Here is a 14,561-nt window from a genome sequence, read left to right on the forward strand (position 1 = left end):
CTTTATTTATCATCTTCCTTCTCCTCAACTTGGGTTATATGGAAGAATATCGGTAAGTTTTATTTCTTCATGCTCCTGCTGTGTATTCCCACTTTGCTTTTCCTGTCCATTTTCAAAAAGAGCTGTGACTGGACAGAAACGAACAATCCCTTCTGCTACTTTCATTGCACCAAGAAAGGCCAATAGCATATAAGATTCACACCAAGGCTTTTTTGAAAACTTTGCTGTACTGAAAGCTAATATTGTCAATCCACATGTAATACGGATTAAAGCATTGATCATTCCAATATTTGGTTTGATATTCATTTTCTCACCTTCTATTAGGTATATTTTATTGATTTTCCTTTTTCTTTAATGCGTTAAATAGTGAAATATGGTAATATAAAACATACTATGAAAGGGCTTTCTTACCTGATTTACTTCCCTTTAAAGGGAATAACAGGATGAATTAGATAAAGAGGGAGGGACTTATGTGCTGGAACAGCGTTACCGTTGGAAAAATAAGCACTTGCGTGATCATGTTTCCGTTTTAGACGGAAAACTTTCACCGACATTACTACTGAAAAATGCACGTTATCTCAATCAAGCATTTCGCAAATGGATGACGGCAAATATTTGGATATACGATGATCGCATCATCTATGTCGGGGAGAAGCTACCTGAAAATATTAGGCAATGTGAAATAATGGAATGTGAAGATTTATTGCTTGTTCCAGGTTATATAGAACCCCATGCCCATCCGTTTCAATTATATAATCCCCATTCATTTGCCAGCTATGCATCTCATTTTGGAACAACAACATTGATCAATGATAATATGGTCCTTGCTTTGCAGTTAGATAAAAAGAAAGCGTTTTCTCTTTTGGGAGAACTAAGGAATCTTCCAACCACGATGTATTGGTGGTGCAGGTTTGATGCTCAAACTGAAATCCAAAATGAAGAAATCATCTTCTCACACAGTAATGTAAAATCATGGCTGGAACATGATGCTGTATTGCAGGGAGGAGAATTGACCGGCTGGCCGAAGTTATTAGCGGGTGATGATTTAATGCTCCATTGGATGCAGGAAGCAAAGCGAATGAGAAAGAAAATAGAAGGCCATTTTCCCGGGGCATCGGAAAAAACATTGGCCAAATTAATGCTGCTTGGAGCAGATTGTGATCATGAATCGATGACAGGAAAAGAAGTTTATGACCGATTGATGCAAGGATATACTGTATCATTACGCTATTCCTCCATTCGTCCAGATCTGCCGGTGTTATTAGATGAAATGCATAAACTGGGCATTGATTATTATGATCAGATTATTTTTACAACAGATGGTTCTTCCTCTTCTTTCTATGAACAGGGAATGATTGACCATATGATTCGGATAGCGATCGAAAAAGACGTTCCAGTAATTGATGCCTATAATATGGGAACGATTAATATCGCGCGTTACTATAATATCAATCACCTGCATGGATCTATCGCTACAGGAAGAGTAGCTAATATAAACTTTCTTACTTCCGAAACGAACCCTACTCCTGTCTCTGTGTTGGCGAAAGGCAAATGGGTAAAAAAGGATGGGAAAGCAGTCGATACCACCCAGCCAATTTCGTGGGAAGATAAAGGGTTTGAACCTTTAAGTATTGATTGGGATCTTAGTTCAAATGATTTGCAATTCTCAATGCCTTTTGGGATTAAAATGGAGAATGCTGTGATAACAAAACCATACTCAATCTCCACTGATATTTCTAGTGATCGGTTAGCCTATTCGAATGATGAGAGTTTCTTTATGTTAATCGATAAAAATGGTCAATGGCGTATCAATACAATTTTAAAGGGTTTTGCCAATCGGGTAGACGGACTAGCTAGTTCTTTTTCAAATACAGGCGATATCATTTTGATTGGCAAAAGCAAATCAGATATTATGATCGCTTTTAAGCGGATGAAGGAATTAGGAGGCGGTATTATCATCTCTGAAAATGCTGAAGTTGTTCAAGAGATTCCACTCAAGCTTAAAGGAGTGATGTCTGATCAAAAAGTAGAAATTTTAATTGAACAGGAAAAGCAATTGTTAGGCTACTTAAGAGAAAGAGGCTACCAGTTTGCGGATCCTATCTATTCCCTTCTATTCTTTTCGTCTACTCACTTGCCATATATACGGATGACCCAGCGAGGAATGTATGATGTGATGAATAAAACAGTACTCTTTCCAACGATAATGCGTTAAAATATAAAAGAGTTTAACGTTTAATGAAGATAGCATATTTGATTCATTTTGTTTGCCACACTTACCGTAAATAGACGAAACCAATTACAGAGGTGTTTTATGTTTAACAAATGGATGGCTGCTTCTGCTGTTGCTTTGCTCCTAGTATCAGGATGCAGTAAGAATGATGAAATCACAGGAGAAAGTGAAGATGAAGTGATTGAGGTACCAGAAGAAGCTGTATCAGATGGGGAAACTGAAGAGAAAGAACTTCCTTTTCAATTTCCGTTAACTGGAGTTGGAACTGAAGATCAAGCTGATGGTCGAGCAATCGCCGTTATGATTAATAATGATCCGAAAGCACGCCCGCAATCAGGACTAGAGAAAGCGGATATTGTTTATGAATTATTAGCAGAAGGAAATATCACCCGATTTCTTGCTATTTTTCAAAGTGAACAGCCAGAAACAGTTGGTCCTGTCCGAAGTGCAAGGGACTATTTTATTGAATTAGCAAAAGGGTATGACAGTCTATATATTGCTCACGGATATAGTCCTGAAGCAAAGGCAATGCTTGATAAAGGCTATATCGATAACTTAAATGGGATTACATACGATGGGACGCTTTTTAAGCGTGCTAGTTTTCGGAAGGCCCCTCATAACTCTTATATATCATTTGAAAATATTTTAAAGGGTGCAGATAAAAGGGACTATCAGATGGATGAAGCCCCATCAGCACTTACTTTTTTAAATAAAAGCGAAGTAGATGAAGTAGATGGAGAAATCGCTTCATCAGCTATGGTTTCTTATTTTAACAGTAACCTATTTAATTCCATCTATGAGTATGATGAAGATCTTGGAAAGTATAAACGATATACCAATGGGGAATTAACAGCAGATTATGATTCAGGTGATCCAGTACTACTGGATAATATATTCATCGTTGAAACGGACCATAAGATAATTGATGATGAAGGCCGCAGATCGATTGATTTAACCTCAGGCGGCCAAGCCTATTTGCTGCAAAAGGGCAAATGGAAGGAAGTAGAGTGGGAAAATATTGATGGAAAGATTCTACCTGTCTTAAACGGAAAGAACGTGGGACTTGTACCAGGCAGAACATGGATTAATGTCATTCCTTCAAACCCAGGTTTAGAACAAACTGTTTCTTTTGAAGTAAAGGAATAGTATTTCATAAATAAAGGAGTATCATGAATGCAAATTGATAAATTAAGAGGTAAAGAACTCGACCAGCTATTCAATTCAATTCTATCGTTAAAGGATTTAGAGGAATGCTATCGTTTCTTTGATGATCTTTGTACTGTAAATGAAATTCAATCCCTCTCCCAGCGGCTTGAGGTTGCCCGCATGCTCCGTGAAGGAAAGACATATCATAAGATTGAAACCGAAACGGGTGCAAGCACAGCAACCATCTCTCGTGTAAAACGTTGCCTAAATTATGGGAATGATGCATATGAAATGGCATTAGATCGGATTAAGCAAGAGTCTACGGAAGCAGAAGAATAACTTTATAGTGATGTTGTCCCAACAGCTAAATCTAATAGAAGATTAATCGAAAAAGGCTTGGAGCATATTCCAAGCTTTTTTGCATTTCCTCGTGATAACGGAGTCTGAACAAGGGAGTTGGTTGGAACAGCGAATGAAGGACAAACTGGAGCTGGCCAAGCTGGAAAAAGTCCTTCATAAAGGCAATGAAGGACAAAATGAGCAGGACCAGCAGGAAAAAATCCTTCATAAGGGCAATGAAGGACAAAACGAACAGGATCTGCAGGAAAAAGTCCTTCATAAGGGCAATGAAGGACAAAACGAACAGGATCTGCAGGAAAAAGTCCTTCATAAGGGCAATGAAGGACAAAACAAACGGAATCTGCAGGAAAAAGTCCTTCATAAAGGCAATGAAGGACAAAATGAACAGGATCTGCAGGAAAAAGTCCTTCATAAGGGCAATGAAGGACAAAACGAACAGGATCTGCAGGAAAAAGTCCTTCATAAGAGCAATGAAGGACAAAATGAAGCAGGACGCACATAAAAAGGTTCTTCATCATGAAGGACAATCAAACCCAAGCCATTCGGATCAAATCCAATGGTTTTTTCTTTGGTCGAAAGTCGTTATCTCAAAATTTTTGAAGCCTAGACTTTTGAGTCATAAGTTAATCCATCAAATGGTTAAAGTCCTACTTTTATGCCGGTTTGTCCCATGTTAGCCGGGTCTGATCAAGCTGATTCCGCTTTTCTTTTTGAATCATTATACTAATGATATAATGATGAAATGGAATGATAGAATGGGGGAAGTATGGATGTACGATGTTCGCGAGTGGCGCCATGTGTTTAAGCTCGATCCAGATAAAAGTATTTCTGATGAACACTTGGAAAGGATTTGTGAATCGGGAACAGATGCCATTATTGTGGGCGGAACAGATGGTATTACTTTAGAAAAGGTTCTTGATTTAATGGCTAGAGTTCGGAGGTACACAGTTCCATGTGTGCTTGAGATATCAGCTATTGATTCGATCACACCAGGATTTGATTTTTATTTTATCCCAACTGTTTTAAATAGTACGGATACAAAATGGATTACTGGTCTTCATCATGAGGCTGTTAAAGAATTTGGTGAGGTGATGAATTGGGAGGAAATTCTAGTTCAAGGCTACTGTATCCTGAATGAAGATTGTAAAGCAGCAAAGCTTACAAATGCAAAGACAGAATTAACAATTGAAGAAATAAAAGCCTATGCAATGATGGCGGAAAAAATGTTTCAACTGCCTATTTTTTATCTTGAATACAGTGGGAAATACGGGAATCAAGAAACCGTATCTGAAGTTAAGAAAGTACTTGAGGAAACAACTTTATTTTATGGTGGAGGAATTGAAACATTAGAGCAAGCTAAAGAAATGGCTTTATTTGCAGACGTTATCGTCGTTGGAAATATCATTTATAAAGATTTAGAAATGGCACTAAAAACAGTAAAGGCAGTCGAATAGTCTGTAGTGTTGGATAAGCAATCAATTGAGATTAAAAAGATTTATTAGTCTATGAATGACTTGCTTTCATGATAGAGAAAGCTTTAATATAATAAGGAACATATGTTTGTATGGTGGTGAGGGAAAGAAATGAACTATTTAAGCGATAAACTGTTGAATGGACTAAATCCTGAGCAGCAAACTGCTGTAAAGACAACCGATGGCCCTCTATTGATTATGGCAGGAGCGGGCAGTGGAAAGACAAGGGTGCTAACACATAGAATCGCTTATTTAATGGTAGAAAAAAGTGTGAACCCTTATAACATCTTAGCGATTACATTTACAAATAAAGCAGCAAGAGAGATGCGGGAACGTATTTATAAAATGATGGGTGGAGTAGCGGATGAAATTTGGATTTCAACTTTCCACTCCATGTGTGTACGGATTTTAAGAAGAGATATTGACAGACTTGGCTACAACCGCAATTTTACAATCTTAGATACGACAGATCAGCAATCAGTGATTAAGTCGATTTTGAAAGCTAAAAACATTGATCCAAAAAAGTTTGATCCACGAGCCATACTGGGATCAATCAGTTCAGCGAAAAATGAATTAATAACTCCTGAGGAATTTGCGAAGACTGCTGGTGAGTATTTCCAACAAGTGGTTAGTGATGTTTATGCAGAATATCAGAAAAGACTACGAAGAAACCATGCATTGGATTTCGATGACCTAATCATGATAACCATTCAGCTATTTCAACGTGTACCAGAAGTACTCGAATATTATCAGCGCAAATTCCAGTACATTCATGTCGATGAGTATCAGGATACGAACAGAGCACAGTATATGCTTGTAAAGTTTCTTGCTGCTCGCTTTAAAAACCTTTGTGTTGTTGGTGACTCTGATCAATCAATCTATCGTTGGCGTGGGGCGGATATTGCTAATATCCTTTCGTTTGAAAAGGATTACCCGAATGCACAGGTGATTTTGCTTGAACAAAATTATCGGTCAACAAAAAGAATTCTGCTAGCTGCAAATGAAGTGATTGGAAGGAATACGAACCGTAAGCCGAAGAATCTTTGGACGGAAAATCAAGAAGGAAACAAAATCTTTTATTACCGGGCAGATAGTGAGCAGAGTGAGGCTCAATTTGTTGTTGGAAAAATAAAAGAACAGCTGCGTGATAGCAATCGAAATCTATCGGATATAGCTATACTTTATCGCACAAACGCTCAATCTCGTGTGATGGAGGAAGTGCTGTTAAAATCTAATATTGAATACGCTATTGTTGGTGGGATCAAGTTCTATGATCGGAAAGAAATTAAGGATATTCTTGCTTATTTACGCTTAATTGCGAATCCGGATGATGATATTAGCCTCCAACGTATCATTAATGTGCCGAAGCGAGGAATTGGATCGGGCTCGATTGATAAAATCGCTAATTTTGCATTATTGCATGAAATGACGATGTTTGAAGCATTGGATTCAATTGATCTGATTGGATTAAGTCCGAAAATCACGAAAGCGGCAGCTGAATTTAGAGACTTAATTAAGAGCTATACACAGATGCAGGAATACCTTTCTGTCACAGAATTAGTAGAAGAAATTCTAGAGAAGTCTGGTTACCGGGAGATGCTTGTAGCGGAGAAATCAATTGAAGCAGAAAGCCGCCTTGAAAACCTTGAAGAGTTTATGTCGGTGACGAAAAACTTTGAAGAAGGCAGTGAAGACAAGAGCCTTATTGCCTTTTTAACAGACTTAGCACTTGTCGCGGATATCGATAAGTTAGATGAAGATGGGGAACAAAAGGATGCTGTTGTATTAATGACACTACATTCTGCGAAGGGGCTTGAATTTCCGGTAGTCTTTTTAATCGGATTGGAAGAAGGGGTATTTCCGCATAGCCGTTCTTTAATGGAAGAAGCCGAAATGGAAGAAGAGCGTCGGCTTGCTTATGTGGGAATCACTCGGGCAGAGGAAGAGCTGTTCCTATCCAATGCACAAATGCGTACTTTGTACGGTCGAACAAATATGAATGCCCCTTCACGCTTTATAAAAGAGATTCCTGAAGATCTTTTAGATGGATTACAGCCTGTACAAAAGAAAGCTTCTCCATTTGGAACCTCGCCGTTTGATGCTGCATCTACTAGGCAGCCACAAAGAAAGCCAGTCATCCGTCCAGCAACAAACACAACGGGTGGAGACGAAATTGCTTGGAAGGTCGGCGATAAAGCGGTACACGGTAAATGGGGAACAGGTACGGTTGTAAGCGTAAAAGGATCAGGAGAAGGAATCGAACTAGATATTGCCTTTCCAAAACCAACAGGCATTAAACGATTATTGGCTAAATTTGCCCCCATTACAAAAGGATAATAGCAGAAAATCAGTTGCTTATTTTGGCTTTTTTTCTAAAAGATTATTGTTTTCGAATAAATAAATTACAAATAAGGTTGTTGATTGGAGCGGAAGGGTGTGAGACTCCAGCGGGAGTAGTGGGACAGCTGAGACCCCGCAGGTGCTTTTGCACCGAGGAGGCTCAGCGCCCACCCAGCGGAAAGGGAACACCCTGGAGCGGAAATCAACCTCTACCTATTCATGTTAAAAGCAGCAATGTTTGCGAAAATAGTTTTTATTTTGAATGAAAGGATTGAATGTATGGACCTTCAGACAGCTGAAATTAGGGTAAAAGAATTACAAAAGCTACTCAATCAATATAATTATGAATACCATGTTCTTGATCAGCCATCTGTCCCAGATTCGGAATATGATACACTGCTGAGGGAACTTAATGAAATGGAAGAACAGTTTCCTAAACTAAAAACAGCCGATTCCCCAACTCAGCGTGTCGGTGGAGAGATCCTCGAAATGTTTGAGAAAGTTCAGCATCAATCACAAATGCTTAGTCTTGGGAATGCATTTAATGAGCAGGACCTTAGAGATTTTGATCGTCGTGTTCGACAGTCGGCTGGAGATAATGTTTCTTATGTATGCGAGCTGAAAATCGATGGATTAGCTGTATCTCTTCGCTATCAGGATGGACTATTTATTCTGGGAGCAACACGCGGGGATGGCTCTACTGGTGAGAATATTACTGCAAATCTACGAACAATCCGTTCAATTCCATTGCGTCTGAATAGAGACATTTCCATGGAAGTACGCGGGGAAGCCTTTATGCCAAAAAGCTCTTTTGAAGCATTGAACAAAGTAAAGGCAGAAAAGGGGGAAGAAGCCTTTGCTAATCCTAGAAATGCTGCAGCTGGTTCATTAAGACAGCTTGATCCCCGAATTGCGGCATCACGAAATCTTGATGTATTTCTTTATGGTGTCTCAGATACAGGAGAAACAGGTGTTCAATCGCATAGTGAAGCACTTGATTTATTGGATACGCTTGGATTCAAGACGAACAAGGAAAGACAAAAGTGTGCGAATATCGAAGAAGTGATGACGTATATCCAACATTGGACAAATGAACGGCCGAATCTTCAGTATGATATTGATGGGATCGTTATTAAGGTGGATTCACTTGAAGATCAGGAACAGCTTGGGACAACGGCAAAGAGCCCACGCTGGGCAATTGCCTACAAATTTCCTGCTGAGGAAGTCGTCACCACATTAATAGCTATTGATTTAAGTGTAGGGAGGACTGGAGTGGTCACACCGACGGCAATCCTTACGCCAGTCCGTGTCGCAGGAACGACTGTTCAGCGTGCATCCCTTCATAATGAAGATCTTATTCGGGAAAAAGATATCAAAATTGGTGATCAAGTGGTTGTGAAAAAAGCAGGGGATATTATCCCTGAAGTGGTCAATGTTCTTGCAGATCGCAGAACAGGTGAAGAAGTTGAATTTCATATGCCCACTCACTGTCCAGAATGTGCTAGTGATCTTGTTCGCCTTGATGGAGAGGTTGCCCTGCGTTGCATTAATCCGAAATGCCCAGCACAAATACGGGAGGGACTTATTCATTTTGTCTCTCGAAATGCGATGAATATTGATGGCTTAGGGGAAAAAGTAATCAGTCAATTATTTTCAGAAAACCTGATCCAAGATGTAGCCGATTTGTATAAGTTGACTTATGAACAATTGATACAATTGGAGCGTATGGGAGAAAAGTCAGCTAATAATCTGTTACTGGCCATTGAGGCATCCAAAGCCAATTCCCTTGAGAAGCTATTATTCGGCCTTGGGATTCGGCATGTAGGTGCAAAAGCGGCAAAAACGCTGGCACAGCAATTTGAAAAGATGGATGCGTTAATAACTGCAGATTATGAACAATTAACAGCTATTAATGAAATAGGCGAAAAAATGGCTGATTCAATTGTTAACTATTTTGGATTAGAAGAAGCGAAAGCCTTGATTGGTGAATTGCAATCTGCTGGTGTTAACATGGAATATCAAGGGCCAAAGCTTATTCCTATTGAGAGTTCGGATTCAATTTTTGCTGGGAAGACAGTGGTTCTAACAGGAAAATTAGAGAAGCTAAAAAGAAATGAAGCAAAGGAAAAAATCGAAGCTTTAGGCGGTAATGTGTCAGGAAGTGTCAGCAAGAAAACAGATATTGTCATCGCTGGAGAAGATGCTGGTTCGAAACTTGCAAAAGCACAGGAATTAGGCCTTGAGATTTGGGACGAAGAGAGACTGGTTGAAGAATTAAATGTGTAAGAGGTGAAATACCATGAAGAAAACGATCATGCTAGCTCTGTCTCTTGTTCTGCTGCTTTCTGGCTGTGCGCCAAACTTTAATAAGCAGGAGGAAGTCGTTCAGGATAAAGAAGATGCAAAAGAGAAAGCGATCATTCCAAACTACAAAATTTCTGATAATTACTATCAAACGATCTTGCCCTTTAAACCAAGTGAGTCAAGAGGACTTGTCGTTAATAACATCAATTCGAAATATAATATTACTGAATTTGAAACTGGGCTAATGAGAGTTGCCCAAAATACTTTTGATCCAGATAAATATTTATTTCAAGAAGGACAATATATAAAAAGTGATGTAGTGAGCCAATGGCTGAATCGTAAATTTACACCTGAGCAATTAAATGAAAAGGGATTAAAAGAGGATGAAAATATTGGTTTAAATCCTCTCGATAATGGGAATGAAGAGAATCCTAAATATCTTGCCCATATTTTAGAGCATAATTATTTAGTGAAGAATGATGAGGGGCAAGTTAAGTTAGGTGGAGTTGTAATTGGCTTAGGTTTGAACTCGGTCTATTATTACCAGAAGGTCAAATTTGGTGCTACGTATGAAACGAAAATTGATCATCCGGAATTAGAGAAAGAAGGCAAGAAAATCGCTGAAGAAGTTCTGAATCGCTTACGGAAGATGGATGAATTAAAGGATGTTCCTATAACTATTGCTTTATTTGAACAGCAGAGCAAGACGTCCGTTGTTCCGGGTACTTTCTTTGCCTATGCGAACGCAGCAAAAGGGAGTTCAGAACTGGGAGGCTGGGAGAAGGTTGATGAGAAATATCTTCAATTCCCCTCAACAGAGGCAACAGAAAGCCATCGAGATGATGTTACATCTTTCCTTAACTTTAAACAGGATGTAGAAAAGTATTTCCCTAACTTTAACGGTGTAATTGGAAAGGCATTCTATGCACGGGGCCAATTACAGGAGTTAAGTATTAATATTCCTATTCAGTTTTATGGGAAAGCCGAAGCAGTAGGGTTTACACAATATGTGACCGGTCTTGTTATTAAGTATTTTCCTGAATATATTTCTGTTCAAGTGAGTATTTCCTCCGTAAATGGTCCAGAAGCACTCATTGTTCGTAAAGTAGACCAGAATGAGCCTTTTGTTCATATTTACCAGTAGGCTAAATAGAGATAAAAGTTTCCAAAATTTTATCTCTAATTATTAGTTTAAAATAGTATTCAATTGCTCGGAATGTTTGAAGAAGTGAAATGAAACATGTTAAGATATAAGGGTTGGGGTACGGATGAGTTTTTGAAGATAATAAAGCAATCTGTATCATAATTGTTAAGGTTTTTAGCTTAAAAAGAAGTAAAGTTAGATACATAGGAGGCGGTAAACATGGTACAAGCATACAGACATGAACCATTCACGAATTTTAAAGAAGAAGCAAATCGTGAAGCGTATTTAGCTGGATTAAAAACAGTTGAAAGCTATTTAGGTCAAAATTTCGATCTAGTCATCGATGGCGAGCGCATTTCAACTGAAGATAAAATCGTTTCTTATAATCCTGCGAATAAAACAGAAGTGATTGGAAGCGTATCAAAGGCAAACCGCGATCTTGCTGAAAAAGCGATGCAAGCAGCTGTTGAAGCATTTAAAACATGGAAAAAGGTGAAAGCAGAAACACGTGCAGATGTATTATTCAAAGCAGCTGCGATCATCCGTCGCCGCAAGCATGAGTTCTCTGCTCTTTTAACGAAAGAAGCTGGAAAGCCATGGAATGAAGCGGATGCAGATACTGCTGAAGCAATTGATTTCCTTGAATTCTATGCACGTCAAATATTGAAAATTAAAGACGGTGTACCAGTAAACAGCCGTCCGAATGAATTTAACCGTTATGATTATATTCCATTAGGAGTTGGAATCATCATTTCTCCTTGGAATTTCCCGTTAGCGATCATGGCTGGAACGACTGTTGCAGCAATCGTGGCAGGAAATACAGTTCTGTTAAAACCAGCTTCAACTACTCCAGTTGTCGCAGCGAAATTCGTTGAAGTAATGGAAGAAGCAGGACTACCTAAAGGTGTACTTAACTTCGTTCCAGGAAGCGGTGCAGAAGTGGGCGACTACTTAGTTGACCATAAAGACACTCGTTTCATCAGCTTCACAGGTTCTCGCGATGTTGGTCTTCGTATTTTCGAACGCGCGTCTAAATTATCTGAAGGACAAGTCTGGATGAAGCGTGTTATTGCCGAAATGGGCGGAAAAGACACAATCGTTGTCGATAAAGAAGCAGATCTTGAATTAGCTGCTACTTCAATCGTTGCCTCTGCATTTGGCTTCTCAGGTCAAAAATGCTCTGCATGTTCACGTGCAGTAATTGTTGAAGATGTGTACGATCAAGTGTTAAATCGTGTCGTGGAATTAACGAATGAATTAACACAAGGGGACCCAGTAGATCCGAATAATTACATGGCTACTGTAATTGACCAAAGTGCATATGATAAAATTATGAGCTATATTGAAATCGGCAAAAAAGAAGGAAAGCTAATGACAGGTGGAGAAGGAGACGATTCCAAAGGCTACTTCATTAAACCAACAGTATTCGCTGACCTTGATCCAGAAGCACGCATCATGAAGGAAGAAATCTTCGGACCAGTAGTCGGCTTTACAAAAGCAAAAGATTTCGACCATGCGATTGAAATTGCGAACAACACGGAGTACGGCTTAACAGGTGCTGTTATCACAACAAACCGTGAACACATCCAAAAAGCACGTGAAGACTTCCATGTTGGAAACCTATACTTCAACCGCGGCTGTACAGGCGCTATCGTTGGATACCAGCCATTTGGTGGATTCAACATGTCAGGAACAGACTCAAAAGCAGGCGGCCCTGACTACATCCAGCTTCACATGCAAGCAAAAACAACTTCTGAAATGTACTAATTTTAAATAAATGTTCTTGAAAGTGATCTGTCTTTATAGGCAGATCACTTTTTTTATGAAGGACCGTTTTTCTGAAATTAGCAGGGTTTTGTCTTTCATCTGCCTTATGAAGGACAGTTTTTCTGAAACCAGCAGGGTTTTGTCTTTCATCAGCCTTATGAAGGACAGCTTTTCTGAGATTAGCAGGATTTTGTCTTTCATCGACCCTATGAAGGATAGTTTTCCTGAAACCAGCAGGATTTTGTCCTTCATCAGCTTTATGAATGGAATTAGCCTGTTCCAGTTCACAAACTCTAGAGACCATACATAATAAAATGCTGGAAATTGTCGAATGAAATTTCTGATAATTTTTAAAATTATTGTTCCAATATCCGATATGTTGTTATACAATAATTATCGTAGTCGACAATCTGTATTATAACAACGAAGAAGATCTTCATATAGAGTGCACATAACCTTCATTTATGAATCGATAAAAATTTTAAAGGAGGAATTTTTTATGACAAGTGCAAGAGTGCAACAATTACAAGAAAGCTGGGAAATGGATGAGCGCTGGAACGGAATTGAAAGGCCATATTCAGCAGAAGAAGTGATTAAATTAAGAGGATCCATTGACATTGAATATACATTGGCACGTAGAGGGGCAGAGAAACTATGGAAGCTTGTACATGAAGAGGACTTCGTCAATGCCTTAGGTGCATTAACAGGAAACCAAGCTGTGCAGCAAGTGAAAGCGGGATTAAAGGCCATTTACTTAAGTGGCTGGCAAGTAGCAGCAGATGCAAACCTATCAGGTAATATGTATCCAGACCAGAGCCTGTATCCAGCCAATAGTGTACCGAATGTTGTGAAAAGAATTAATCAGGCATTGCAGCGTGCTGACCAGATTCACCATATGGAGGGAGATCAATCGATTGACTGGTTTGCACCGATTGTGGCAGATGCTGAAGCAGGATTTGGCGGCCAGCTCAATGTATTTGAATTGATGAAGGGAATGATTGAAGCTGGAGCGGGGGGTGTCCACTTCGAGGATCAACTATCTTCTGAGAAGAAATGCGGGCATCTTGGCGGGAAAGTTCTGCTTCCAACACAGACAGCAGTGAAGAATTTAATTGCTGCTAGATTAGCAGCTGATGTAATGGGCGTACCTACTTTAATTATTGCCCGTACAGATGCAAATGCGGCAGATTTAATTACAAGTGATGTGGATCCTTATGACGTACCATTTATTACTGGAGATCGTACACCAGAAGGATTTTTTCGAACAAATGCTGGTCTGGATCAAGCGATCTCAAGAGGTTTGGCCTATGCTCCATATGCAGACCTTGTCTGGTGTGAAACGTCAGAGCCAGATTTAGACGAAGCAAGACGTTTTGCGGAAGCAATTCATGAGAAGTTTCCTGGAAAGCTATTAGCTTACAACTGTTCTCCGTCATTTAACTGGAAGAAGAAGCTTGATGATGAAACCATTGCTAAATTCCAAGAGGAGCTTGGAAAAATGGGCTACAAGTTCCAATTCGTGACACTTGCCGGATTCCATGCGCTTAATCATAGCATGTTTGAATTAGCGAGAGGCTATAAAAATTATGGCATGGCTGCTTACTCAGAATTACAGCAAGCTGAATTTGCAAGCGAGGAATATGGCTATACGGCAACAAGACACCAAAGGGAGGTGGGTACAGGCTATTTCGATCAAGTTTCCATGACAATTACTGGCGGAACTTCCTCAACTACTGCTCTTAAAGGGTCAACGGAAGAGGAACAATTTACTGCGTCAAAGCAGGAGGCGTAACAA

The 14,561-nt window shown here is 39.4% G+C and carries 11 protein-coding genes; 10 read left to right on the forward strand and 1 reads right to left on the reverse strand.

The features are described 5' to 3' along the window. Nucleotides 1-24: 24 nt before the first annotated feature. Nucleotides 25-306: a YgaP family membrane protein gene (locus ACFYKT_RS12090; protein WP_389219802.1), complete on the reverse strand. Its 282-nt coding sequence runs from the start codon at nt 304-306 to the stop codon at nt 25-27. A gap of 166 nt (nt 307-472) precedes the next feature. Between ACFYKT_RS12090 and ACFYKT_RS12095 the strand changes: the two genes are divergently transcribed. From ACFYKT_RS12095 to aceA, 10 genes are all read left to right on the forward strand, one after another. Next, nucleotides 473-2,215: an adenine deaminase C-terminal domain-containing protein gene (locus ACFYKT_RS12095; protein ID WP_389219804.1), complete on the forward strand. Its 1,743-nt coding sequence runs from the start codon at nt 473-475 to the stop codon at nt 2,213-2,215. A 99-nt stretch (nt 2,216-2,314) separates the two neighbouring features. Beyond that, nucleotides 2,315-3,379 carry a DUF3048 domain-containing protein gene (locus ACFYKT_RS12100; RefSeq protein ID WP_389219806.1) on the forward strand — a complete coding sequence of 355 codons (1,065 nt, stop codon included), beginning with the start codon at nt 2,315-2,317 and terminating at the stop codon, nt 3,377-3,379. A gap of 27 nt (nt 3,380-3,406) precedes the next feature. Next, nucleotides 3,407-3,718: a YerC/YecD family TrpR-related protein gene (locus ACFYKT_RS12105; RefSeq protein WP_389219808.1), complete on the forward strand. Its 312-nt coding sequence runs from the start codon at nt 3,407-3,409 to the stop codon at nt 3,716-3,718. A 133-nt stretch (nt 3,719-3,851) separates the two neighbouring features. Beyond that, nucleotides 3,852-4,241 (forward strand): hypothetical protein, encoded by a 390-nt coding sequence (locus tag ACFYKT_RS12110; RefSeq protein ID WP_389219810.1) that lies wholly within the window; start codon nt 3,852-3,854, stop codon nt 4,239-4,241. Between the two features lie 268 nt (nt 4,242-4,509). Further along, nucleotides 4,510-5,193, forward strand: coding sequence for a heptaprenylglyceryl phosphate synthase (locus ACFYKT_RS12115; RefSeq protein WP_389219812.1), 684 nt, complete (start codon nt 4,510-4,512; stop codon nt 5,191-5,193). Nucleotides 5,194-5,322: 129 nt separating this feature from the next. Further along, a complete protein-coding gene (pcrA, locus tag ACFYKT_RS12120) occupies nt 5,323-7,548 on the forward strand; it encodes a DNA helicase PcrA (RefSeq protein WP_389219814.1) in 2,226 nt (741 codons plus the stop codon). Between the two features lie 282 nt (nt 7,549-7,830). Continuing rightward, the gene (ligA, locus tag ACFYKT_RS12125) at nt 7,831-9,837 is read left to right on the forward strand and encodes an NAD-dependent DNA ligase LigA (RefSeq protein ID WP_389219815.1); all 2,007 of its coding nucleotides are present in this window, start codon (nt 7,831-7,833) and stop codon (nt 9,835-9,837) included. Nucleotides 9,838-9,850: 13 nt separating this feature from the next. Further along, the gene (locus ACFYKT_RS12130) at nt 9,851-10,999 is read left to right on the forward strand and encodes a CamS family sex pheromone protein (RefSeq protein ID WP_389219817.1); all 1,149 of its coding nucleotides are present in this window, start codon (nt 9,851-9,853) and stop codon (nt 10,997-10,999) included. Nucleotides 11,000-11,218: 219 nt separating this feature from the next. Beyond that, nucleotides 11,219-12,766, forward strand: a complete 1,548-nt coding sequence (gene pruA, locus ACFYKT_RS12135) for an L-glutamate gamma-semialdehyde dehydrogenase (RefSeq protein WP_389219819.1) — start codon at nt 11,219-11,221, stop codon at nt 12,764-12,766. Between the two features lie 499 nt (nt 12,767-13,265). Further along, the gene (gene aceA, locus ACFYKT_RS12140; protein ID WP_389219820.1) at nt 13,266-14,558 is read left to right on the forward strand and encodes an isocitrate lyase; all 1,293 of its coding nucleotides are present in this window, start codon (nt 13,266-13,268) and stop codon (nt 14,556-14,558) included. Nucleotides 14,559-14,561: the final 3 nt, after the last annotated feature.

This window comes from Cytobacillus mangrovibacter, from assembly GCF_042865275.1.
Taxonomy (GTDB): domain Bacteria; phylum Bacillota; class Bacilli; order Bacillales; family Cytobacillaceae; genus Cytobacillus; species Cytobacillus mangrovibacter.